This is a genomic window from Spirillospora sp. NPDC048911 (genome assembly GCF_043198015.1).
GTDB lineage: Bacteria > Actinomycetota > Actinomycetes > Streptosporangiales > Streptosporangiaceae > Spirillospora.
In genome coordinates this window covers 115,263-137,182 of sequence record NZ_JBICUD010000005.1, presented here as the reverse complement: position 1 = coordinate 137,182, position 21,920 = coordinate 115,263, and the positions used below count along the sequence as shown (strand labels likewise).

General features: G+C 68.4%; 29 protein-coding genes and 1 pseudogene. 25 read left to right on the top strand and 5 right to left on the bottom strand.

Features of this window, described 5'->3' with window-relative positions:
• Nucleotides 1-135 precede the first annotated feature (135 nt).
• From ACGFNU_RS23485 to ACGFNU_RS23440, 10 genes and pseudogenes are all read left to right on the top strand, one after another.
• Nucleotides 136-633: a hypothetical protein gene (locus tag ACGFNU_RS23485; protein WP_392596776.1), complete on the top strand. Its 498-nt coding sequence runs from the start codon at nucleotides 136-138 to the stop codon at nucleotides 631-633.
• A 14-nt stretch (nucleotides 634-647) separates the two neighbouring features.
• The gene (locus ACGFNU_RS23480) at nucleotides 648-950 is read left to right on the top strand and encodes a hypothetical protein (protein WP_392596775.1); all 303 of its coding nucleotides are present in this window, start codon (nucleotides 648-650) and stop codon (nucleotides 948-950) included.
• A 106-nt stretch (nucleotides 951-1,056) separates the two neighbouring features.
• On the top strand, nucleotides 1,057-1,431 hold the full coding sequence (locus ACGFNU_RS23475; protein ID WP_392596773.1) for a hypothetical protein: 375 nt from the start codon (nucleotides 1,057-1,059) through the stop codon (nucleotides 1,429-1,431).
• Nucleotides 1,428-1,925, top strand: a pseudogene (locus tag ACGFNU_RS23470) (DNA cytosine methyltransferase); the annotation flags it as partial. The gene ACGFNU_RS23475 and the pseudogene ACGFNU_RS23470, both read left to right, overlap by 4 nt.
• Nucleotides 1,926-1,989: 64 nt before the next feature.
• Entirely contained in the window at nucleotides 1,990-2,400 is a 411-nt protein-coding gene (locus ACGFNU_RS23465) for a hypothetical protein (RefSeq protein ID WP_392597780.1), read from the top strand.
• Between the two features lie 11 nt (nucleotides 2,401-2,411).
• Nucleotides 2,412-2,591: a hypothetical protein gene (locus ACGFNU_RS23460; RefSeq protein ID WP_392597779.1), complete on the top strand. Its 180-nt coding sequence runs from the start codon at nucleotides 2,412-2,414 to the stop codon at nucleotides 2,589-2,591.
• Nucleotides 2,588-3,544 (top strand): bifunctional DNA primase/polymerase, encoded by a 957-nt coding sequence (locus ACGFNU_RS23455; RefSeq protein WP_392596772.1) that lies wholly within the window; start codon nucleotides 2,588-2,590, stop codon nucleotides 3,542-3,544. The genes ACGFNU_RS23460 and ACGFNU_RS23455 overlap by 4 nt, the downstream gene beginning before the upstream one ends.
• The gene (locus ACGFNU_RS23450) at nucleotides 3,541-4,677 is read left to right on the top strand and encodes a DUF3631 domain-containing protein (RefSeq protein WP_392596770.1); all 1,137 of its coding nucleotides are present in this window, start codon (nucleotides 3,541-3,543) and stop codon (nucleotides 4,675-4,677) included. Before ACGFNU_RS23455 ends, ACGFNU_RS23450 begins: the two co-directional genes overlap by 4 nt.
• Before the next feature lie 295 nt (nucleotides 4,678-4,972).
• The gene (locus tag ACGFNU_RS23445; protein ID WP_392596768.1) at nucleotides 4,973-5,179 is read left to right on the top strand and encodes a helix-turn-helix transcriptional regulator; all 207 of its coding nucleotides are present in this window, start codon (nucleotides 4,973-4,975) and stop codon (nucleotides 5,177-5,179) included.
• A complete protein-coding gene (locus ACGFNU_RS23440) occupies nucleotides 5,176-6,594 on the top strand; it encodes a tyrosine-type recombinase/integrase (RefSeq protein ID WP_392596766.1) in 1,419 nt (472 codons plus the stop codon). Before ACGFNU_RS23445 ends, ACGFNU_RS23440 begins: the two co-directional genes overlap by 4 nt.
• A 615-nt stretch (nucleotides 6,595-7,209) precedes the next feature.
• Here ACGFNU_RS23440 and ACGFNU_RS23435 read toward each other — a convergent pair.
• The 4 genes from ACGFNU_RS23435 to ACGFNU_RS23420 form a co-directional block, all read right to left on the bottom strand.
• A complete protein-coding gene (locus ACGFNU_RS23435) occupies nucleotides 7,210-7,935 on the bottom strand; it encodes a hypothetical protein (protein WP_392596764.1) in 726 nt (241 codons plus the stop codon).
• A gap of 169 nt (nucleotides 7,936-8,104) precedes the next feature.
• Nucleotides 8,105-8,779 carry a RibD family protein gene (locus ACGFNU_RS23430; RefSeq protein WP_392596762.1) on the bottom strand — a complete coding sequence of 225 codons (675 nt, stop codon included), beginning with the start codon at nucleotides 8,777-8,779 and terminating at the stop codon, nucleotides 8,105-8,107.
• Nucleotides 8,776-10,206 carry a helix-turn-helix domain-containing protein gene (locus ACGFNU_RS23425; RefSeq protein ID WP_392596760.1) on the bottom strand — a complete coding sequence of 477 codons (1,431 nt, stop codon included), beginning with the start codon at nucleotides 10,204-10,206 and terminating at the stop codon, nucleotides 8,776-8,778. Before ACGFNU_RS23425 ends, ACGFNU_RS23430 begins: the two co-directional genes overlap by 4 nt.
• A gap of 157 nt (nucleotides 10,207-10,363) precedes the next feature.
• Nucleotides 10,364-10,744 (bottom strand): winged helix-turn-helix domain-containing protein, encoded by a 381-nt coding sequence (locus tag ACGFNU_RS23420; protein ID WP_392596758.1) that lies wholly within the window; start codon nucleotides 10,742-10,744, stop codon nucleotides 10,364-10,366.
• A 109-nt stretch (nucleotides 10,745-10,853) separates the two neighbouring features.
• On the opposite strand from ACGFNU_RS23420, the gene ACGFNU_RS23415 reads away from it, so the two are divergent.
• The 13 genes from ACGFNU_RS23415 to ACGFNU_RS23355 all read left to right on the top strand — a co-directional run bounded on the left by ACGFNU_RS23415 (nucleotide 10,854) and on the right by ACGFNU_RS23355 (nucleotide 19,190).
• On the top strand, nucleotides 10,854-11,000 hold the full coding sequence (locus ACGFNU_RS23415) for a hypothetical protein (protein WP_392596757.1): 147 nt from the start codon (nucleotides 10,854-10,856) through the stop codon (nucleotides 10,998-11,000).
• Nucleotides 11,001-11,006: 6 nt separating this feature from the next.
• Nucleotides 11,007-11,411: a WhiB family transcriptional regulator gene (locus ACGFNU_RS23410; RefSeq protein WP_392596755.1), complete on the top strand. Its 405-nt coding sequence runs from the start codon at nucleotides 11,007-11,009 to the stop codon at nucleotides 11,409-11,411.
• 1 nt (nucleotide 11,412) lies between these two features.
• Entirely contained in the window at nucleotides 11,413-11,604 is a 192-nt protein-coding gene (locus ACGFNU_RS23405; RefSeq protein ID WP_392596753.1) for a hypothetical protein, read from the top strand.
• Nucleotides 11,605-11,611: 7 nt separating this feature from the next.
• On the top strand, nucleotides 11,612-12,073 hold the full coding sequence (locus ACGFNU_RS23400) for a transcriptional regulator (RefSeq protein WP_392596752.1): 462 nt from the start codon (nucleotides 11,612-11,614) through the stop codon (nucleotides 12,071-12,073).
• 136 nt (nucleotides 12,074-12,209) lie between these two features.
• Nucleotides 12,210-12,374 (top strand): hypothetical protein, encoded by a 165-nt coding sequence (locus ACGFNU_RS23395; RefSeq protein ID WP_392596751.1) that lies wholly within the window; start codon nucleotides 12,210-12,212, stop codon nucleotides 12,372-12,374.
• Nucleotides 12,374-13,336 carry a DUF4097 family beta strand repeat-containing protein gene (locus ACGFNU_RS23390; protein ID WP_392596749.1) on the top strand — a complete coding sequence of 321 codons (963 nt, stop codon included), beginning with the start codon at nucleotides 12,374-12,376 and terminating at the stop codon, nucleotides 13,334-13,336. The genes ACGFNU_RS23395 and ACGFNU_RS23390 overlap by 1 nt, the downstream gene beginning before the upstream one ends.
• The gene (locus ACGFNU_RS23385) at nucleotides 13,336-13,740 is read left to right on the top strand and encodes an RRQRL motif-containing zinc-binding protein (protein WP_392596747.1); all 405 of its coding nucleotides are present in this window, start codon (nucleotides 13,336-13,338) and stop codon (nucleotides 13,738-13,740) included. The genes ACGFNU_RS23390 and ACGFNU_RS23385 overlap by 1 nt, the downstream gene beginning before the upstream one ends.
• Nucleotides 13,737-14,009, top strand: a complete 273-nt coding sequence (locus tag ACGFNU_RS23380; protein WP_392596745.1) for a hypothetical protein — start codon at nucleotides 13,737-13,739, stop codon at nucleotides 14,007-14,009. The genes ACGFNU_RS23385 and ACGFNU_RS23380 overlap by 4 nt, the downstream gene beginning before the upstream one ends.
• Nucleotides 14,006-15,316 (top strand): DUF2637 domain-containing protein, encoded by a 1,311-nt coding sequence (locus tag ACGFNU_RS23375; protein WP_392596744.1) that lies wholly within the window; start codon nucleotides 14,006-14,008, stop codon nucleotides 15,314-15,316. Before ACGFNU_RS23380 ends, ACGFNU_RS23375 begins: the two co-directional genes overlap by 4 nt.
• Nucleotides 15,313-17,550, top strand: a complete 2,238-nt coding sequence (locus ACGFNU_RS23370) for a cell division protein FtsK (RefSeq protein ID WP_392596742.1) — start codon at nucleotides 15,313-15,315, stop codon at nucleotides 17,548-17,550. The genes ACGFNU_RS23375 and ACGFNU_RS23370 overlap by 4 nt, the downstream gene beginning before the upstream one ends.
• 142 nt (nucleotides 17,551-17,692) lie before the next feature.
• Nucleotides 17,693-17,959 (top strand): hypothetical protein, encoded by a 267-nt coding sequence (locus tag ACGFNU_RS23365; RefSeq protein ID WP_392596740.1) that lies wholly within the window; start codon nucleotides 17,693-17,695, stop codon nucleotides 17,957-17,959.
• Nucleotides 17,960-18,093: 134 nt separating this feature from the next.
• Entirely contained in the window at nucleotides 18,094-18,468 is a 375-nt protein-coding gene (locus ACGFNU_RS23360; protein ID WP_392596738.1) for a hypothetical protein, read from the top strand.
• The gene (locus ACGFNU_RS23355) at nucleotides 18,465-19,190 is read left to right on the top strand and encodes a hypothetical protein (protein WP_392596737.1); all 726 of its coding nucleotides are present in this window, start codon (nucleotides 18,465-18,467) and stop codon (nucleotides 19,188-19,190) included. The genes ACGFNU_RS23360 and ACGFNU_RS23355 overlap by 4 nt, the downstream gene beginning before the upstream one ends.
• Nucleotides 19,191-19,390: 200 nt before the next feature.
• Here the strand turns inward: ACGFNU_RS23355 and ACGFNU_RS23350 are convergent, their stop codons facing one another.
• On the bottom strand, nucleotides 19,391-19,555 hold the full coding sequence (locus ACGFNU_RS23350; RefSeq protein ID WP_392597777.1) for a hypothetical protein: 165 nt from the start codon (nucleotides 19,553-19,555) through the stop codon (nucleotides 19,391-19,393).
• Between ACGFNU_RS23350 and ACGFNU_RS23345 the strand changes: the two genes are divergently transcribed.
• Together ACGFNU_RS23345 and ACGFNU_RS23340 are read left to right on the top strand one after the other, a co-directional pair.
• Nucleotides 19,481-20,581 (top strand): bifunctional DNA primase/polymerase, encoded by a 1,101-nt coding sequence (locus ACGFNU_RS23345; RefSeq protein ID WP_392596736.1) that lies wholly within the window; start codon nucleotides 19,481-19,483, stop codon nucleotides 20,579-20,581. The genes ACGFNU_RS23350 and ACGFNU_RS23345 overlap by 75 nt on opposite strands.
• Nucleotides 20,578-21,768 carry a DUF3631 domain-containing protein gene (locus ACGFNU_RS23340; protein WP_392596734.1) on the top strand — a complete coding sequence of 397 codons (1,191 nt, stop codon included), beginning with the start codon at nucleotides 20,578-20,580 and terminating at the stop codon, nucleotides 21,766-21,768. Before ACGFNU_RS23345 ends, ACGFNU_RS23340 begins: the two co-directional genes overlap by 4 nt.
• Nucleotides 21,769-21,920 lie beyond the last annotated feature (152 nt).

Below are 21,920 nucleotides of genomic sequence, written 5' to 3'. Positions count from 1 at the left end.
GACCTGCCCAGTAGCGGGTAGCGGCACCCACCCCCACACCCACCATGTGAGGACCCCATGGCCCTAAAACTCCAGGTACTCAAGTGCGGCCGGTGCGGCAAGCCCCGTGGGCTGGCCCACACCTGCATCACGCGGATGGACCGCAAGACCAAGCCAGGCAAGACCCGCCTCAAGCCACGCCTCACCGTCACCGCCAAGTGCGGCACGTGCGGCAAGCCCCGCGGCCTCACCCACACCTGCAAGATCACCACCGACTTCAAAAAGCGCAAGGCCGCCGCCGCCCGCCGCGCCGCCGCCGAACGCAAACGCAAGCAGGCCGCCCGCCGCAAAGCCGCCGCGGCGGCCCGCCGCCCCACCACCGCCAGCAGCAAGGCGCGCAAGCCCACCGCGACCAAGCCCACCGGCAAGGCGACAGCGGCCAAGGCCACACACGATTACCGCACCTGCTCCGACAGCGAATGCCGCCGGTATGCGTGCATCGCGTGGAAAGAAGCGTTCGCCGAGGGCCGCGCCACCGGCCTCGAAGAGGGCTACCAGCAGGGCTACGAACAAGGCCACCGGCGTGGCCTAGAGGAGGGCTACGCCGTTGGGTTCCCCGCCGGCCAAGCCGCCTGCCCCCTCCCACACCAGTAAGGAGACACCCCGGCATGGCAACCCTGATCCTGCTCGGCATGGCCGCGTTCGCGGTGTGGGCCCTCAGCGTCTACGTCTACCCCTTCCGGCCCTGCCGCCGCTGCTCGGGCACCGGCCGCAAACCCGGCTCCACCCGCCGCCGGTTCGGCCCCTGCAACCGCTGTAGCGGCACCGGCCGCACCCAACGAGTCGGCTCGCGCACCGCGCACCGCACCGTCCTGTCGGTCCGCTCGGAGATGGCCAAAGAACGCCAGCGCAAACGCGACCGCAAAGCCACCGACCGCGCCACCCACCCCCGCCGCACAGAAGACCACTAGACGCAAAGCGGCCCTCGGCGCACAAGCCACCAAGCACGCCGCCGAGGGCCACCCCTCCCAACCGATCACGGCCCCCAACGAGGCCACAGCGAGAGGTACACCCATCATGACGCACAACCAGCCACCCGTCCCCGCATCCTTCCCGCCGCCCGACCAATGGCCCATCCTGACCGGCCCCCACTGCCCCGCCTGCCAGACCGACGCTCCCGGCGACGTCGTGTGGATCGGCACCGCCAACGACCTGGACACCGGCGACAAGGTCCACCTGTGGACCTGCCGCGCCTGCTGCACCGACTGGACCATCCCCATCACGCACTGGCCCATCCTGGACGGCCCCGACTGCCCGTACTGCGCCACCGAGAGCACGTTCTGGGCCGCGATCGACCCCGACCACGACGGGGACCTGTGGATGTGCGAGCAGGGCCACGAGTTCGTGCTCACCCCCGAGGGCGTCATCGTGCTGCCTGAGGACGCCGCATGAGCGCGCCGGCCCCGCTGGCCCTGGGTTCGCTGTGTTCGGGGTATGGCGGGCTGGACCTGGCCGCCGCCCAGGTGCTCGACGTCGCCCCGGTGTGGGTCGCCGACCCCGACCCCGGCGCCGCCGCCATCCTGGCGCACCGCTTCCCCAAGGTGCCCAACCTCGGCGACATCACCACCACCGACTTCCGTCAGGTCCCGCCGGTGGATGTGCTGTGCGCCGGGTTCCCCTGCCAAGACCTGTCTTACGCCGGCCGTGGCGCCGGCATCGCGAAGGGAACGCGTAGTGGCCTCTGGTACGTCATCGCCGCCGCCATCGGTGTACTACGACCTGGAATCGTCGTGCTGGAGAACGTGCGCGCCATCGTTGCTCGACGACCGGGGCTCGATGTTGTCCTCGCCGACCTTGCCGCCCTGGGGTTCGATGCGGAGTGGACGTGTCTGCGAGCGTCCGACGTCGGCGCCCCCCACCAGCGCGAACGGTGGTTTCTCTTGGCCTGGCCTGCCGACGCCCCGCGCCCGCGACTGCAAGGGCCGCGGCTACCACGACGGCCTACCGGCGGTGGTGGAGCTGCTGCCCACCCCGACCGTCTCGGAGACCAACGGCACCGGCCCACCCGACAGCCCGCGCAACGACACCCTCAGAGCACGCATCGCGCTGTTGCCGACGCCGCGTGCATCGGCGAACGAGAACCGGCAGACCCGCCGTACGCCGTCACAGGAAGCGGGAACGCACGGCCTGAACCTGGCGGCCGAGGTGTGCAGCCTGCTGCCGACACCACGCGCGAGCGACGGCATCAAGGGCGGCCCGAATCAGCGGGGGTCGTCGGGCGATCTGATGCTGCCCTCGGCGGTGGCCCAGATGTCGACTGGGGCGCCTACCGGCCCGCCATCCACCGATGGGAACGCCTCATCGGGCGGCCAGCTCCTGATCCCCGGCTTCCCACCGGACGCCACGGCGCCGACCAGCTGAACCCCGCGTTCGTGGAATGGCTCATGGGCCTGCCCGTCGGCCACGTCACCGCCGTCCCCGGCCTCACCCGCAACCAACAGCTCAAAGCCCTGGGCAACGGCGTCGTCCCCCGGCAAGGCGCCGCCGCCCTGGCCACCCTGCTCACCCAACTCACCGCCGACCACACCACACCGCAAAGGGGCGCAGCATGACCAACCCGGCCCCGATCACCCCCGGCCCCGCCGCCGCGGCGCTGGCGTGCGCGGCGCGAGGATGGCACGTGTTTCCGCTCCGCCCCCGCGACAAGCGGCCCCTGGCGCGGTTCACCGACTGGGAGACCCACGCCACCACCGACCCCAACCGGATCCGCGCGTTCTGGGGACGCGGCCCGGCGTTCAACGTCGCCATCGCGTGCGGCCCGTCCGGCCTCGTGGTGATCGACCTCGACACCCCCAAGCCGGACGAGACCCCACCCCGCCAGTGGGCCATGCCGGGAGTCAACGAGGGCGCCGATGTGCTCGCCGTGCTGTGCGAACGGCACGGCGAAAGGTTCCCGGCCGAGACCTTCGCCGTGACCACCCGCCGCGGCGGCATGCACCTGTACTTCACCGCCCCGCCCGGTGTCGAGCTGCGCAACACCGCAGGGCGGAACCGCACCGGTCTGGGATGGCTGATCGACACCCGCGCCACCGGCGGCTACGTCGTCGCCCCCGGCTCGCATGTGGACCTGCCAGACGGCACCGGCCCCTACCGCGTCGTCAACAACGTGCCGCCCGCTCCACTCCCGGCATGGTTGGCCCGGCTCCTCACCCCAACTACCGCCCCCACTCCCGTCTTGGGTGCCAAGAACGAGGCAGGGGAGGTAGCGGACCTGCCCGCCTACGTCCAAGCGGCACTCAAGGGAGAGACCGAGCGGGTCACCGCCGCGATGACCGGCGGCCGCAATCACGCCCTCAACAAAGCCGCCTACAACCTCGGACGCCTCGCCGCCACCGGCGCCCTTGACCCCGACCTCGCCGGATCGGTCCTGTACGACGCCGCCACCGTCCACTTCAGCACCGGCCCGAACGCCTTCACCCCCGCCGACGCCCGCGCCACCATCCGCTCCGCGCTGGCCGCCGGCGCCCGCAAGCCGCGCACCATCACCGAGGGGAACGCCGCATGAACCCCGAACCCGAGACCGGCCGCACCGGCGTCGCGTTGCTTGACGCGCTGGTGGCTGCGCTCACCCGGTACGTCGTTCTGCCGTCGCCGGCCGCCGCCGACGCCGTTGCGCTGTGGATCGCCGCCACTCATGCCCAACCCGCTTGGGCGCACGCCCCCCGCCTGGTCATCCGCGCCCCGGAAAAGCGGTGCGGCAAGTCCCGGCTGTTGGACGTGATCGAAGCGACGTGCCACGAGCCGTTCATCACCGTCAACAGCAGTAGCGCCGCGGTGTACCGGTCGATCACCCAAGACCCGCCCACCATGCTCGTGGACGAGGCCGACACCATCTTTGGCCCCAAAGCCGAAGGAAACGAGGATCTGCGCGGACTGCTGAACGCCGGCCACCAGCGCAACCGGCCCGCCAAGCGCTACGACGCCAACACCGGCCGCGTGGAATCCATCCCCACCTTCGCCATGGCCGCCTTGGCTGGTATCGGCGCCATGCCCGACACCATCGAGGACCGCGCCGTCATCATCCGTATGCGCCGCCGCGGCCCCGGCGAAACCGTCGCCCCGTTCCGCCACAAACGCGACCGTGAACCGCTACGGCGCCTCGCGCGCGAGGTGACGCGCTGGCTCCGCGCCGATCTTCCCGCCCTGGAGACCGCCGAACCGGTGATGCCGGTCGAGGACCGCGCCGCCGACACCTGGGAACCCCTGGTCATCGTCGCCGACCACACCGGCGGTCCCTGGCCCGAACGCGCCCGCCACGCCGTCACCGCACTGACCACCGAGGGCGGCGACCCCGACCAAATGTCGCCCCGGCTCCGGCTACTGGGCGATTGCCGGGCCGCGTTCGGCCACGACAACGCCCTGCCCACCGCCACCTTGCTAGAGCGGCTCAAGGCCGACCCCGAAGCGCCCTGGGCGAGCTACGGCCACACCGGGCTGACCGCGATGCGGCTCGGCGCGCTGCTGCGCGAATACGACATCCGATCCGGCAACGTCCGCTTCCCCGGCGGCCAGGCCAAGGGCTACCTACGCGCCGACTTCCTCGACGCGTGGGGCCGCTACTGCACCCCCGACGACACCCCCGACAAGCTCACCCCCGCCACCGTCACACCCCTGCCCCTGACCAGCGAGGGAGGGTAAGCCGTCCCAGCCGTCCCAGCCTCATAACCCCAGGTCACCCCTGGGACGGCTCACACCGGTGGGACGGCTCAAGCCGTCCCACCACACGCCCCAAGACATACCGCAAGACGTCCCTGGGACGGCTTGAGCCGTCCCACCCCCTCAAGCCGTCCCAGGGGTGACCTGCAAAAACGAGGCTGGGACGGCTGGGACGGCTACCCCTCCCCCCGAGCGCACGACCCAACCGGCGCCACAAGCCACCAAGCACGCCGCCGGTGCCCTCACAACCGATCACGAAACCCCGAAGAGGTGACCCGTGGCCAATGGAAGGCTCATCGCCGATGAATTGCTCACGATCGATGAAGTTCTGGAGGAACTGAAGGGCGTAGCGCGCTCGACGTTCTTCCGCTGGCGCCAGCAAGGCAAGGCGCCGCGTGGCATCAAATACCCGAACGGCGACGTTCGCATCCGTCGTTCCGAATTGGAGCGCTGGCTCACGAGCCGCGAGGAGGTTGCCAGTTGAGCGGCGAAAAGGGTCGGCCCGGACGACGTGGAACGCCGGGCAGCAAGGGCGAGACTCGCAACGTTCGTCGCCCCTGGAAAATCGGAAAGGCCAACAGCAAGACCAAGCCGCACATGGTGCGATGGGTCGTGGCTGGTGACGTTTGCACCGCGACGTTTGCCACCTTCCCACTTGCCGATGGATTCCGATCGGACCTGATTCAGGCCATGAACAGGGGAGAGGAATTCGACGTCGCCACCGGCTTGCCGGTGTCCATGCTCAAAGTCGGGGAGGCGCGCACGTGGCTCGAATTCTGCAAGGCGTACGTCGGAATCCGATGGGAGGGCGCCGCCGCAAAGACCCGCGATTCCATCACCGACAGCCTCGCCACCGCGACCCTCGCCATGGTGGCCGAAGGTCCGGGCCGTCCGCCTCTCCGAGACCTCCGAAGGGCGTTTCTGTGGGCTGTGCTCCCCGCCAACTCAGAAAGTGAGGCGCCTGGGGAGTTCGCGGTCGCCCTGCGCTGGCTGCAACAGCATTCCAAGTCCCTCAAGGACATCGCAGACCCGGAGACCGCGCGGCGCGTTGGTCGCCGCTTGACTCTGACTCTCGACGGCAGACCGGTGGCTGACGATACGTACAAGCGCCGGCGCCGCGGGCTGAATACTGCCATGGTCTACGCCATCGAGCTGGGGGAGCTCACCGAGAATCCGGTCAAGGGAATGAAGCGGACTCGTGTAGCCACGCAAGACGAGATCGATCCGCGAGTCGTCGTCACCCACACCCAAGCCCGCGAATTGCTGGCCGCGCTTTCCTACGTCGGCTCGTGGCATCGTGCCCGGGGTCGCCGACTCGTGGCGTTCTTCGCCACCTTGTATTACGGCGGACTGAGACCCGCGGAAGCGGTCGCGCTGCGAGAAATCGACTGCGAGCTACCGGAAGAAGGCTGGGGACGTCTCACCCTGGTCAAGACGCTTCCGGTCACCACAAAGAAGTGGACCGACGACGGCGAACGACACGACCGGCGTGGACTCAAACAGCGCCCCAGGAAAGCCGCTCGTGTGGTCCCCATCCCGCCGCAATTGGTGGCGACGCTCAAGGCCCATGTCAAGGAGTTCGGCACGGCGGACGACGGTCGTCTGTTCCGTAACGAGCGCGGCGGCATCCTTGGCTCGACGACCTACTCCCGCGCATGGGAAGAAGCTCGCCAATTCGCGTTCAAGCCCGCACAGGTGGAATCGCCGCTAGCTGGACGACCGTACGACCTGCGCCACGCCGCCATCACGACGTGGCTCAACGCCGGCGTCTCGCTCGCGGACGCTGCCAAGCGGGCAGGCAACTCCCCAGAGGTCATCTCCAGGCGCTACGCGGGCTGCCTCGACGGTCAGGAGGGCAACATCAACAAGCGCATCGAACGCGGCCTAGAAGACGGCTAAGGGGCGCGAGAAGCTCTCTCGCAGGTCTCTCGTGATCAGCCATAGACAGTGAGAACGGGCGGGACTCAGTTGGACTGAGACCCCGCCCGTTCCTGCTATGTCTGTGCAGGTCATAACCTTGTTCTTGCTGATCAAGTGAGGGTGCCCCCTGCAGGATTCGAACCTGCGCACACGGCTCCGGAGGCCAGTACCGAACACGGCTTTCACCTGGGCAGATGCCCTCTGGTGCCCCTCCTTTGGACGCAGGTGGAACACGCCGCGAGCGTGAGCGCCGTTCTAGCGAGATCGGTCCCGCGCTGGCCCTAGGTATCGCGATGTTCCCAGAACGGGGCTCTCCGGCCGTCTGAGGGAGGGGGAAGCGGGTGTGATCGGTCGGGAGGAGTTGATCGGCTGCCAGCGTGGGAGTGGCGTGACGGGAGGGGTAGTCGTACCAGCCGTACCAGCCTCGTTCGTACTGGTCAGAGGCGGTACGGCTTGGTGGAGTGGTACGACTTGAGCCGTACCAGGCAAGGTGGAGCGGGTAGCGACAGCGCTACTCCTGGATCCGGTTCGGGCGCGTAGCTCTCGGACGCGCAAGGGGGTCGGTCCAGAACAACAGGGCTGACCTCTTTGTTGCTAGCGCATTTCCAGTATGCCGATGCAATTACCGACGCGGCGGGCAAGATCCTTTTGCGCCAATGAGTTTACTGAAGAAAATTCGGCGGCTTCGGCCAGATCTTGATAATCCTTGTCAGCCTCTCCAAGGATAGCTCCGGTCCGGGGTAGCAGCTCTATAATTCTAGGCTCTAGAAGGGATTCGTAGAGAGATTGAGTCTCTTTGCTAAAGTCAATCGTTGCCCGAGTTTTCATGTCCCAATGTCGCTGCCTCTCTTCCTCGTTGGTGGATCTGCTGAACCCATAGTTTGGCTCGTCTATCGCTCGCTGTGTGATGAAAGTTATGAGGTCATCGCGAAACTCTTGGAGATCAACTATCAGCTTTGAGCAGACGTCTTCTGCTGTAGACGCTCGGACTGCTCGCCTTTCTGCGTCTGACTTGATCGCCCTCAGAACTTCGATGGTAAAAACGTTTGGCGAGATGTCGATTACGCGTGCACATAGTTGGCACATCCAAACGCCATTCTCTGTGCTTGCTCGTTCTTGCGGCGTCAAACTGGCATCGAAGCGCGGACCTTGTGGACTTGCAGCAGTAATGTGAGCGGCTACTCCCGTCCTAATTGATTGTGATGGCGCTGTGGGATTCGGGCTTGACGTTGCGCGGCGACAGTTCGGCATCGAACACCGATGACCGGCCCGGCGTTCGATCTGGTCCTTGACCTGCTTCGTGAAGTCATCTCTGGCCATTTGACTATCATGCCTGATCAAGAATGACTTGGACCGATGAACCCGCTCGAATCAAGCTGGACACTGCATGACCTGCGGGCGGAGCCTCGTAACCTTGATGCTGGCGACGCTACGCAGAGCGCAAAGAGGCCACTTCCGAAGATCGGAAGTGGCCACGAGTTGCGTCCGATTAAGCCTTGGGGAGGTAGCGAATGAGGACCACATCGCCGATCATCCGACTTTCGGCCACAGCCATGCGACGGCTGGCGTTGTTGACGAAGTCGCCGTCGCCGACCAGTCGTGGCGCGCGGGAGTCGCCCACGAAGAACGGTGCCACGGCAAGGTGAATCTCATCTGCGAGCCCGGCAGTCAGGAATTGAGTGTGCACTGAGCTACCGCCTTCGACCATGAGCTGACGGACGCCGCGGCTGCCTAGGTCATCTAGTAGCACGCCGAGATCGACCGTGGAATCACCGGCTGCGGCAACGGTCGCTAGGTCGCCGAGAGTGTGCTTCACCTTGTCTGTGACCGATGCCGGGCAGTAGACGATTTTCTCTCCGCCGTGATGCCAGAACTTCGCTTCCGAATCAAGGTCGCCCGTGTTCGTGATGGTCACCTTCAGTGGGAAGGTGGGGAGCCCTTGCGCCTCTCTTGCAGCCCGCCGTTCGGGGGAGTTGACGAGCAGACGCGGATTATCTGCGCGAATCGTACCCGCGCCAATCATGATTGCGTCGCTCTCGGCGCGGACCTGGTCCACCCGGTCGAAGTCTTCCGCGTTCGACAACAGCAAGCGCTCATCGGTTGCATCGTCAAGAAAGCCATCGACGCTGATAGCGGCGCTGAGCAGAACGTACGGGCGGGTCATTTCAGTTCCGTTCTGTTGTTGTTCAGATGTTCATTGAGATTGGCTGCGAACGTGCGCACGGTGCCCGAATCGCAGTGCCCAGACAGCACAGCGGGGAGAGGCTTGAGTTGGGCTACGATCCTCGCCGAACCCGTTCGGCTGGCGATTTCAAGGGCAGTGCTTCCGGCGGAAGCTGCCTGCTCTGCTTGCCCTGCCGCAGCCAAGGCGCGGGCGAAGCGACTGTAATAGACACCCTGATCGCGACGCATATCTGTGGGCCAGTCCGCCAGAGCATCCCTGTAGATATCGACGGCCTTCGCGGGTTGCCCCAACCGCATCCAGCCGTCAGCTTCATGCATGGCCACGTACCCTGCGTCGCACCATGGCGCCCACTCGCCGTGGGCCGGTGGACCTTTAACGGATGCGAGAGCTTCGCGAGCCCGGTCGATTGATGCGTAAAACGCTTCATTGTTGCGCTCGCTGCTGGCGGCGTGTCCTTGGGCTTCAAACAAAGCCGCTGCTGCGCGGACTCGTGGGGGAAGGTTTCCGCTGCGCTGGGAGGCTCTGGCGAGTCCTATGGTTGCCGAGGGGTTGCCCTCTTCGGTCGCCCTCTGTGCTTTTCTTGCCAGGGTGTAGCCGATGACGAGTTCGTCGCCGCCCTCGTGCGCCCATTCGAGAGCGCGGTCAATCCAGTAGAGCCCGGCTTTCCGGTCTCCCAAGTCGTCTGCAAGCCAACCGATGAACTCGGCATATGCGGCTTGGAGATTCATGACTGCCTCACGAGCGCGCCCGGCTGCGCCGTCGCTTAGCTCATTGAGGAGAGTCAATTGGTGGAGAGCGGTGGGGACAACGGTGCGTGGCCCAAGGATGTTGTCCTGAGTGGCGAGCGCTGTGCGCAGCTCCGCCATGCTCCGGAGGACGTCAGCCATGTCGCCACCGGCCAGGGGGGTGGCCAGTCGTGATGCGCCCACCTGCCCGCTGAGCCATCCAACGGCAGGGACGGCGGCCATACCGGTTACGAACGCTCGCCGATTGATCATCACAGGCAACTGCTCCCCGTTCAGCGCGGTCATCCACATGACCATCATTTCGTCGCTGGGAGGAGTGATCAGCCCCGATTCGGGGGTCTGGATACCGACAAGTGGTTTGTCGGTATCGCCGGAGTGTCTGTCGGTACTGTCGGTATCTTTCCCGTCACGCTCGACCAGTTCGTACTGGCGGATCAGGGCGCCGGCCGCGTCGAGGCAGCGGTCAAGGCGCTCGACAAGGTCGCGGGCGGGCTTGCGGTCGGCGGTCTCGACCTTCTGGATCGTGTCGTCGCTGACGTGCACTTTCACGGCAAGCTTGGCTTGGGAGAGCCGCCGACTCTTGCGCCACTCTCGAAGCTCATAGCCGAACCGGTGTAGCGCCGACTTCTCGGGGGTCAAGCGGCGCTCAGGACGGGCCATCAGTCTCACCTAACCGCGTTTACCGACAGTCATCGTGTCGGTACGGAACATCTTCAGTTGGCGTCTTGAGTGCCCCATCGTGTGATGCATGGCACTCCAAATCGCTGATCGTACGCGGCCCGCACATCGACCGCATTCTGCTGGCGCGGCGGCAACCTCACTGGTCCGGGCTCGCCTTCGGGAGGCGCTGAAGCAGGGCCGCGACATCTCGCTCTGCGGTCGCGAGCTCCTTTCGCGCCTGATGCAGTCGATGATGCAGATCCGTCAACTCAGCCCGGAGATCGTCACCTTGCTCGACGACCTTCGAGGGGTCGCTGATGTAGACACCGCTCTTGGGCTTGATGGTCACGAGGCCAACCGCCTCCAGGAGGCGGACGGCTGCCTGAGCCGTGTTCGGCGCCACCCCGTGCGTCTCGGCAAGGCGCCGGTACGAGGGGAGCTTTGTCCCAGGCGGGTAGTCGTCGCCCTCTTCGATGTCAGCCCGCAGACGGGCTGCGAGCTCCCGACTGGCAAGGCGTCCCGCGTCGTGATTCACCACGCCTCAAGCGTACCCAACTGACTTAAGTCAGGCCCTTGACAGCTCCAAGACGTCGACCTACTGTCGCATGCAGAGCATCTGCCTTAAGGCAGATGTGGAGAGGTTCACGATGTTCCCCCAGAAGTCCAGCAACATCCCCCAGTGGCTCGCCGGCATCGCGCTCGCCATCTTCGCGATCAACAACCCGGAGAAGGCCGCCGCGCTGGTCAACCAGGTGATTCACGCGATCACCGTGTTTGCCGGATCGCTGGGCTGACCAGTGATGACCGCCCGCCACCCGCAGACGCCGGCCCTCGGCGCACAAGCCACCAAGCACGCCGCCGAGGGCCGCACCTGCCGACCGATCACCGGAGGTGTGATGAACGCCGACCTGTCCGCCCTGCCGTTGGTGGACCTGATCCAGCAGTTGGCCGATGGCGACTGTCACGACCCCTACTTGCACACCGGCCCCGACGCGTTCGAGTACGAGCCCCGGTTCGAGAGGGCCGCTCGTGAGGACGTCGCGATTGAGGTCTGCCGGTCCTGCCCGGTCCGCGCCGCGTGCCTGACCTACGCACTCAAGGTTCGGCCGGCGCACGGCATCTGGGCCGGCTACCGGCCGCACGAGCTGGCCGCCCTGTCCTCCGAGGTCACCTTGCCGACGGTTGAGCTGGGGGAGGTGGCCTGACATGGCGATGACCACCCAGCAGATCACCGCCAAACTCACCGAGATCACCGACCGTATCGCCGCGTGCTTTGACGAGTCGGCCGACAAGTGGACCGCTGACCGGCAACTGACCCTCGAAGACGTCGAACGGCGCCTGTTGGCCCTGGTGGACAGGCTTGAGGAGAACGCGGGGGCGCACGATGTTGGGTGCTGACCCTGGCGTGTTCGCCGCTGTCTTCGCTGCTCTGTACGCCGCTCACGAGGTGGGCGACCACTGGGCACAGACGCACGCTCAGGCGTGCGGCAAGGGCGCGGCCGGTTGGTCTGGCCGGTTGATGTGCGGCAAGCACGTGGCCGTGCTGACCGTCGTCAAGGCCGCCGCGCTCATGCTGGCTGCGCTCGTGGTTGACCTGCCGGTCAATCCGCTCGCGGTAGCCGCGGCGCTGGCGGTGGATGCAGTGTCGCACTACTGGGCGGACCGCCGTACCACGCTCGTGGCGCTGGCCGACTGGCTCGGCCGCACCGTGGTCCCCGGAAAGGGCGACTTCGCCCGGCTCGGGGCGCCGCGGCCCGACCGCGACGACAACCCCACGCTCGGCACCGGCGCCTACGCCCTTGACCAGTCCTGGCACATCGGATGGCTATTCCTGGCCGCGCTCCTGGCCTGCCTGGGGGCGTCATGACCGGCCGCGAATGGGTCCGCTTCGCCACGTGGTGGCTGTTGCTCGGCTGCTTCTCGGTAGTCGTCCTGGCCCACCTCATCCCGTGAAAGACCAGCTCACCACCCCACCCACCGGAACACCGGAAGGAACCACCGTCATGGGACGCAGCAACAACCTTCGCGACTGCGACAAGAAGGAAAACGCCCGCATCGCCGCCGCCGAGTGCTTCAGCGAGGCGCAGAAGTACCGCGCCAAGGGCGACCACCGCGCCGCCGAAAGCCTGGAAGACCAGGGCCGCAAGATCTCCAAGTGGGGCAAGTGATGACCGCCCCCACGAGCCGAACCCTGACCGCGACGCGCCGCGGCCCGGTGGCCCTGTCGGTCGATCTGACCGCTGGCGACATCAAGGTGATCACCGACCCTGACCGCACGGTCGCCGAGGTCACCGTCACCGCCCATGGCGACGACCGCGCCGTTCACGACGCCGTCCGCGATGCCGGGCTGCGCTACGACGAGTCGACCGGCGAACTCACCGTCAAGGTTGACGCGCCCGCCGGCGGCGTAACGGTGATCGGCGGGAGTCAGACCATCATCGGCACCGGTGGCGCGACCGTCCTTCAGTCGTTCGGCGACATCGCCGCTGGTGTCACTGTCAACGGCGTCGAGATCACCGGCGACGGCATCGTCAGCTTCGGCCGCGTCACCGTCAACGGCGTCGAGATCACCGGCCGCGGCGTGACCGTGGGCCGTGTCGAGATCACCGCGCATGTTCCCGAGGGCTCGATCGTGGCCGCCGTCACTCGGTCGGCGCACCTGGAGTGTTCGGGGGAGTTCGCCGTGGTCGGTTTCACCTCGACCTCGGGTGACCTGTCGGTCGGGGGTGTCGGCACGCTGCGCGCCGATACCACCTCCGGTGACATCACCGCCGCCATCGTGGATGGCGCCGCCATCGTGCGGTCGGTGTCGGGTGATGTCCACCTGGGCCGCGCCGACGACGTCACTGCCAACGCCACCTCCGGCGACATCACGGTAGGCGATTTCGCCGGCCGCGCCGAGGTGTCGAGCGTGTCGGGGGATGTGCGGGTGCGTGCCACCGAGGGCGGCATCATCACTGCCCGGTCGGTGTCGGGCGACGTCACCGTCACCGCGACCGGCACGGCGCTGGCCGAGGGACTGACCGTCAACGCCACCTCCCGCACCGGCCGCGTGACCACCCCCACCGACCACCCCAACGACACCACCTCCCACGCCCGCCGGCCGCGCCGCACGAACGGAGACGCGTGATGGCACGGCGCCGTACCTCCGCGAGGTTCTTTGACCCGACCGGCGCCCGCTACGGCATCCCTACCTGGCCATGGCGGATGGCGCCACCGCACCTGCGCACCCGCCGCCAGTTGGCCGCCGAGGGCTTGCGGCCCGGTGGTCAGGACATCGCCGGTCAAGTGCTGTGGCGCTCACGCCGATACCGCGCGCCCGGTGGAGTCCGCGCCGCCTACCTCTACGACGTGCGTTTTGCCCTTCCCAAGCGCCCCCCGACCGACCGTCAGCGCGCCGCGCTGGGCAAGGCTCTGGCCGCCCGCCGCCGCTGCCCGGTATGCGGACGCGACGCCGGCTATGTCCTGCCCCGCCACCTCGGCACCTGCATCGACTGCGCCGACCTCGCCGAGACGGAGGTGACCGCGGCATGAACCCCGCCGCCTCGACCATCTCGGCCGCGTACACGGCTCCGTCCGGTCGGCCGCTGCGCGCGGGCCCGGTCAAGCACTGCCCGTCCTGCCACACGCCGCTGGACGGCGGCCCGGTCCGCTTCCGCTGCTACCCGTGCGGGACACCGGTCATGGCCGCCGACCTCGACACCGAATACCGGCCCCACCGCGCGACCGGCCACGCCGACGACGGCACCCACACCGGCGCCAACCCGTCGCACAACGCCCCCGAAGGGAGGCCAATCTCATGACCGCCACGCCGTTCCACGTCCCGGCAGCCCTCGGCGCACAAGCCACCAAGCACGCCGCCGAGACCACCGCCACGCCGCTCCGACCGATCACGAACCTCAACGACACCCCGGCGACGTCCACCGCCACGCCGCCGCCCTCGTTCGGCCACCACACCGAACCCCGTCCCCAAGCCCGCGCGCTGAGCGCAGGCGAGCGCGTTGCCGTCCAAGCCACCGTCCTCTTGGTTGCGGTGCTGGGATTTGTGGGTTTCGCCAACAGCTTCGCCGCTGTTGCAGAGGCCGCGCGTCCCTCGTTCGGACTGTTCGCCTGGACCGTCCCGCTCGGCATCGACCTCGGCATTGCCATCTTCGCCGCCCTGGACATCGTGCTTGCTCGCCTCGACATGCGGGTGCGGTGGCTGCGGCTGATCCCATGGACGCTGACCGCCGCCACCGTCTATCTGAACGTGGCGGAGGAGACCACCGCCTTTGGCGTCACCGCGCATGCGGTTCTGCCGTGCCTGTGGGTCATCGCGGTGGAAGTCGGCTCCCACGTCATCCGCATCCGCGCCGGCATCGTTGCCGGCACCCGCATGGACGGCATCCGCGCATCGCGGTGGGTGCTGGCACCCTGGCCCACGCTGAAGCTGTGGCGCCGCATGGTGCTGTGGGAGACCCGCTCCTACCCCGACGCGCTCGCCCGCGAGCGTGACCGCGTCCTGGCCCTGACCGATCTGCAAGACACCTACGGCCGGTGGGCATGGCGCCGCAAGGCTCCGCGCCGCGTCCGCGCCCTGTACCGACTCGGCGAACTCACCCCCGCCCCACTCACCGTCGATCCGTCCACCCCGCCGACCGGCGGACCGGCGCCGGACCGTCCGAGCATCGCGCCGGTGGACCGTCCGGCGCTGGACACCGGACCGTCCACCCCACCGACCGCCGGACCGTCCAACACGCCGTCCGCGACGCGCAACCGGACTGCCGCACCCGGCACCAAGACCCGCACCGGTGGACGGTCCGCCCGCTCGTCCCGCACCCGCAAGACCGCCAAGACCGCGCCGCCGCCGGACGTGGACGACCTCATGCCGCTGGGATGGAGCATCGCCGCCGACCTCGACAACGCTGGCGAACCCCTGACCCGCAACACCCTGGCCGCGCGGCTGCGCGCCGCTGGCCAGACCGCCGGTAACGCCCGCGTCGGCGCCCTGCTGGCCCGGCTCAAGACCGAAGCACCCACCGACCCCACCGCCACCCCGCCCCACGCTGACCCGGCCGCCGAGGGCATCGCCGCGGCGCCGTCCACCGCCGAGGGAGAGCACGCATCATGAGCCACACCAAAGCCATGGGCGACGTCGTCCACCTGCCCGTCGAGCACCCCGACCACGCCACCAACCCGACACCGGACCTCGGCACCCCGCCCGCGCCCGGCAATGCCGGCGACGGCACCCCGCCGCGCCCGCCGGCGCCGCTGCCCGTCCCGTCTGAAGACGACCGCAACGAGGACGAGAGCGGCGGGGGCGACGGTGACGCGCTTGAGGGCCGCGTGTTGGTGGACGGTCCCGACACCTTCCGCCCGGATGTGCGCGCCCGCCGCATGGCCGGCGAGCGTGACCAGCGCCGTCCGATCATCGCCCCGTGGCTGCGCGACCGGAACGAGGCGCGTGCCACGGTGCGGTGGGCGGTCGGGTACGCCGGTCACGTCACCGGCTACCACGCCGCCCGCATTCCGCTGTACTCGCTCCGCCTTGCGCTGCGGTCGCCCCGCGGGCTGTACCGAGTGGCCGCCGGCGCCGCGCGGTGGACGTTTGATCTGGAGTCGCGTCCGCTGCGGACGCACGCCATCGACCGCCGCAACGACGAGGCGTATCTGAAGCTGATGAGCGAACGCAATGACCGCGTTCGCGCCCGGCTGTTTGTCACCGGCGCCGGCATGGTCGGCGCGGGGCTGGCCGCCGCATCGGTGGCCGCGGCCGGTGGCGTCACGCAAACCGCAATCCTGGCCGCGCTGGTGTTCCTGCTGGGCTGGATCGGTTCTCCGCAGGACAAGCGCATCCTCGACACCGCGGTGGTGTCGACCAAGGCACCCAAGCTCACCTCAGAGATCGTCGTGCGTGCCCTGTCGGCGCTGGGGATCGCTGAGATCAACAAGGCCGTTGGCAAGGGCGGCACGGGGATCACCTTCCCCGCGCCGATCACGCGCGATGGTCCCGGCTGGCGCGCCGAGGTCGATCTCCCGTACGGGGTGACCGCGACCGACATCATGGAACGCCGCGACCGCCTCGCCTCCGGACTACGCCGCCCGCTTGGGTGCGTGTGGCCCGAACCTGCCCACCACCAACACGCCGGCCGGCTGGTGCTGTGGGTCGGTGACCAGGACATGAACCAAGTCCGCCCGCCGACGTGGCCGCTGGCCAAGACCGCCGCGACCGCTGATGTGTTCAAGGCGATCCCGTTCGGCACCGACCAGCGCGGACGCCCGGTCACGCTCACGCTGATGTACGCCAACATGCTGATCGGAGCGATGCCCGGCGCGGGTAAGACGTTCGCGCTCAAGGTGCCGCTGCTGGCCGCCGCCCTCGACCCCACCGCGCAGCTACGCGTGTTCGAACTCAAGGGCACCGGCGACCTCGACTTTGCCGAGAAGGTCGCCCACCACTACGGCTCTGGCCCCGACGACACCACCATCGGCGAGTGCCTGGCGTCGCTCCGCGAGGTCTACAAGGACCTGGAGAAGCGCGCCAAGACGCTCGCACGGCTGCCCAAGGACGTGCGGCCGGAGAACAAGGTCACCCCGCAACTGGCCGCCAAGACCTCCCTCGGCCTGTACCCGCTGGTGTTCGTGATCGACGAATGCCAAGAGCTGTTCTCCCACCCCGAGTACGGCAAGGAAGCCGGCGAACTGGCCACTGCCATCATCAAACGCGGCCGTGCCCTCGGCGTGATCCTGCTGTTGGCGACGCAGCGGCCGGACAAGGACTCGTTGCCCACGGGGATCAGCGCGAACGTGGGCATCCGGTTCTGCCTGCGCGTCATGGGCCAGCTCGAAAACGACATGATCCTGGGCACCTCGATGTACAAGAACGGCATCCGGGCGACCACGTTCACCAAGCAAGACCGCGGCATCGGTTACTTGGCCGGCGAGTCCGACGAACCCCAGATCACCCGCGGCTACTACCTCGACGGGCCCACCGCCGACCGCATCGCCGACCGCGCCCGCGGCGCCCGCCGCGCCGTCGGCACCCTGACCGGCTACGCCGCCGGCGAGGACACCACCCCCACCACCGACAACGGTGTCTCAATACTGGGCGACGTCGCCGCCGTCATCGCCCCCGGCGAAGACAAGGTGTGGTCGGAAACCATCGTCACCCGCCTCGCCGAACTGCGGCCCGGCGTCTACGCCGGCTGGACACCCGCCCAACTGGCCGACGCACTCAAGCCCCACGGCATCACCACGACCCAGGTTTGGGGACAGGACGAAACCGGCAAGGGCGCCAACCGCCGCGGCATCCACGCGACCCACATCACCGACGCCCTCAACCCCACCGGCGCCCCCGCGCCGTGACCGCTGCGGGCGCCGCTAGGTCTAGCAGCCCACCCCGCTAGACCTAGCGGCCCCGCTAGCGCCCCATCCCCGCACCTACCAGCGATCAAGCATCTAGCGGTCGCTACCTGCACTCATGCCAAAAACGCCCTGGGAGGCACCTGTGACCCCCCTCATCCTGGCCGCTAACGACACCGGCGCCGGCACTGGCGGATGGGTCGTCCTCGCGGTGCTGGCCGCCGCCGGCTACCTGATCCACTGCGTGATCTGGCCGTATCGGCCATGCCGTAAATGCGGCGGCGCGGGACGGTTCCGCTCCCCGTCCGGCCGCGCCTGGCGCTACTGCAACCGCTGCAACGGCAAGGGCGCCCAACTCCGCGCAGGCCGCCGCATCTGGACCCACATCAAAGGCATCAACCGCGACCGCTAACACCACCATGGCCCGGTCCGCAAGACCGGGCGCAAAGCGGCCCTCGGCGCACAAGCCACCAAGCACGCCGCCGAGGGCCACCCCTCCAACCGATCACGGACCCCAACGAGGCCCCAGCGAGAGGTACACCCATCATGACGCACAACCCGCCGCCCGTCCCACCGAAGTTCCCGCCCCTCGACCAATGGCCGATCCTCACCGGCCCCGACTGCCCCGGCTGCCAGACCGACGCCCCCGGCGACGTCGTGTGGATCGGCACGGCCAACGACTTGGACACCGGCGACAAGGTCCACCTGTGGACCTGTCGGGCCTGCTGCACCGACTTCACCACCCCCGTTACCCACTGGCCTATCAACGACGGCCCTGACTGCCCGTACTGCCTCACTTCCGTCACCTGCTGGGCCACCTTTGCCCCCAACTACCTCGGCGACCTGTGGAACTGCGAGCACTGGCACGAATTCGTGCTCACCCCCGAGGGCGTCATCGTGCTGCCCAAGGACGCCGCATGACCGCCCGGCCGTGCGACGTGGTTGGCCCGCTGGCCGGCCTGCGCATCCTTGACGCGTTCTGCTGCATCGGTGGCGCCACCCACGGCTACCAGACACTCGGAGCGCACGTCACCGGCGTCGATATCATCCCCCAGCCCGACTACTGCGGAGACCACTTCATCCGTGCGGACGCGGTGGCGTTCATCCGCGACCACGGGCACGAATTCGACTTCATCCACACCTCACCGCCCTGCCAAGGGGAGAGTGCGCCGACCAAGGGCAGCAACGCCGCCCGCAACAGCGCGACCGGCCGCCGCCACCCGCGGCTGATCACCCCCACCCGCGCCGCGCTCGAAGCGACCGGCCGCCCCTACGTGATCGAAAACGTGGCTGGCTCGACGGTGCGCAAAGACCTGCGGTTGTGCGGCGAGATGTTCGGACTCGACGTGATCATGCACCGCTACTTCGAGACCGGCGGCGGCTTCACCATCACCCAACCCGCGCACCCACCGCACCGCGGACGGGTGCGGGGATGGCGACACGGCGTCTACCACGACGGCCCGTACGTGGCCGCCTACGGCAACGGCGGCGGCAAGGCCACCGTGCCAGAGATGCAGACCGCCAAAGACATCCACTGGAGCAGCGACGCCCAGGGGCTCCGTGAGGCACTCCCGCCGGTCTACACCCGGTTCGTGGGGCAGGGGCTCGCCACGGTCCTGGCCACCGAGGGGAGGGCCGCATGACCTCGCAGTCACCACACCGGCCCTCATCCCGGCCCACCGCCGATCTGACGGAGTTGGGTGCGGTCTGTGGACGCTGCGGGCACCAAAACGCCGCCCACACCCGCAGCGCCGGCCGCGGCGGCTGGGCCATCTACGACCCCATCTGGCGGGACGCCACGGGAATGTGCTCGGTGCCCGGTTGTGACTGTCCGAGCCGAACGTCAGGAGACGCCGGTGAAATCGGGATCGAGAAGGGTGTCGATGGTGGCCCCACCGTCGCCGTAGACAAGGGTGTCGGTGTCCCAGTCGAGTTGAACGTCGTCCAACCCGCGGGAGCGGACGAGATTGTCGTAGTTCTTCAGCGCGATACGGGTCTCATCGGTCATGACCTCGACCGTAACCCGATCTCGCCTGTCGGGCACCGGCCGACCGGAAACGCAGCCGACCGCTCACGGCGCTTGACCACCGCGGCGCTGGACTACGCCCGCCGAGGGTGGCGGGTGTTCCCGGTCCGGCCGGACGCCAAGAAGCCGCCCGCGCTGCACAGCCAAACCGCATGCCCCGCAACGGGCCCATGTGCAAGTGGGCACCGCAAATGGGAGGACCGCGCCACTACCGACCCTGCCCGCATCACCGCCGCATGGGGACACGCGCCCTACGGTGTCGGGATAGCGTGCGGCCCATCGGGGCTGGTGGTCATCGATCTGGATGTGCCCGAACCCGGCGAGGAACCTTCCGAGCGGTGGGCACTGCCCGGCGTTGGTGACGGTGCCGACGTGCTTGCGGTGCTGGCCGAACGCGCTGGCGCGGTCGTCGACTTCGACACCTTCGCCGTGGCCACGCCGCGCGGCGGCATGCACCTGTACTACACCGCTCCCACCGGTTCCCGGATCGGCAACCGCGCCGGTGACCGCGGCACCGGACTGGGCTGGAAAGTCGATGTCCGCGGCTGGGGCGGCTACGTCCTGGCCCCACCCAGCACCAACACCGGCCGCCCCTACCGCCTCATCCACGACACGGCCCCCGCCCCACTCCCGCCCTGGCTGACCGGACTGCTCACCGCCACCCCGCCGCCATCTCCCCCCTTGGAGTGCCCGTCCTCCTCTGCTGAGGGCATCGGTGACCTGTCGGCTTATGCCCGCACGGCACTCCAAGGGGAGAGGCAGCGCGTCGCCGATGCTCAACCCGGCGGACGCAACCACGCGCTCAACAAGGCCGCCTACAACCTCGGCCGCCTGATCGGCGCCGGTCTGCTCACCACCGAACAAGCCACCGCCCACCTCACCGACGCCGCCGCCACCCACCTGGGAGCCGGTGGCCTCACCCCCGCCGAAATCGCCACCACCATCACCTCCGGCCTGACCGCCGGCATCCGCAACCCACGCACCATCACCAGGGGGAACGCCGCATGACCACGACCAACCCCGCCGACCGGCCGCCCATTGACGGCGCCGCGCTCTTGGACGCACTACGCGACGCGCTCACCCGATACGTGATCCTGCCGAGTCCGCACGCCGCCGACGCGGTCACACTGTGGATCGCAGCCAGCCACGCCCAACCCGCATGGCCACACGCCCCGCGCCTGGTCATCCGCGCCCCGGAAAAGCGGTGCGGCAAGTCCCGCCTGTTGGACGTGACAGAGGCGACGTGCCACGCGCCGTTCATCACGGTCAACTCCTCACCGGCCGCGGTCTACCGGTCAATCACCGATGACCCGCCCACTCTGCTGGTAGATGAAGCCGACACCATCTTTGGCCCCAAAGCCGAGGGCAACGAGGATCTCCGCGGGCTGCTGAACGCCGGACACCAACGCAACCGCCCCGCCAAGCGCTACGACGCCAATACCGGCCGCGTCGAGTCCATCCCGACGTTCGCCATGGCCGCGCTCGCTGGCATCGGCGCCATGCCCGACACCATCGAAGACCGCGCCGTCATCATCCGCATGCGCCGCCGCGGCCCCGGTGAAACCGTCGCACCCTTCCGCCACCGCCGCGACCGCCCCAACCTCCGCCAGTTGGCAGCAGACCTGTCGGCATGGCTGCGCGCCGACCTGAAAACCCTGGAGAAAGCCGAACCGCCCATGCCTGTGGAAGATCGCGCCGCCGACACCTGGGAACCCCTCGTGGTCGTCGCCGACCACGCTGGCGGCCACTGGCCCGACCGCGCCCGCGCCGCCGTCCTCGCCCTCACCGCCGACGCCGACGACAACGGCCAGATTTCCACCCGGCTGCGGCTGCTCACCGACTGCCGGACCGCGTTCGGCACCGACGCCGCCTTGCCCACTGCCGTGCTACTCGACCGACTCAAAGCGGACCCGGAAGCACCCTGGGGCGACTACGGCCCCAACGGGCTCACCGCCATGAAACTCGGCACCATCCTGCGCGAATACGACATCCGCTCCGACACCATCCGCTTCCAGACTGGCCAAGCCAAGGGCTACCGCCGCACCGACTTCCTCGACCCCTGGGCCCGCTACTGCCCCACCCACGACACCCCCGAAACAGACCGGCCGGCGGCCACCGTGCTGCCCCTGACCCCAGGGGTAGCCGTACCAGCCGTACCAGCCTCAACAACCCAGGTCAGACCCGGTACGGCTTAACCCCCTGGTACGGCTCAAGCCGTACCACTACAGCCGCCCTGGTACGGCTCAAGCCGTACCAACCCACCAAGCCGTACCAGGGATGACCAGCAAAAACGAGGCTGGTACGGCTGGTACGGCTACCCCTCCCACCACCGCCACACCGACGCCGG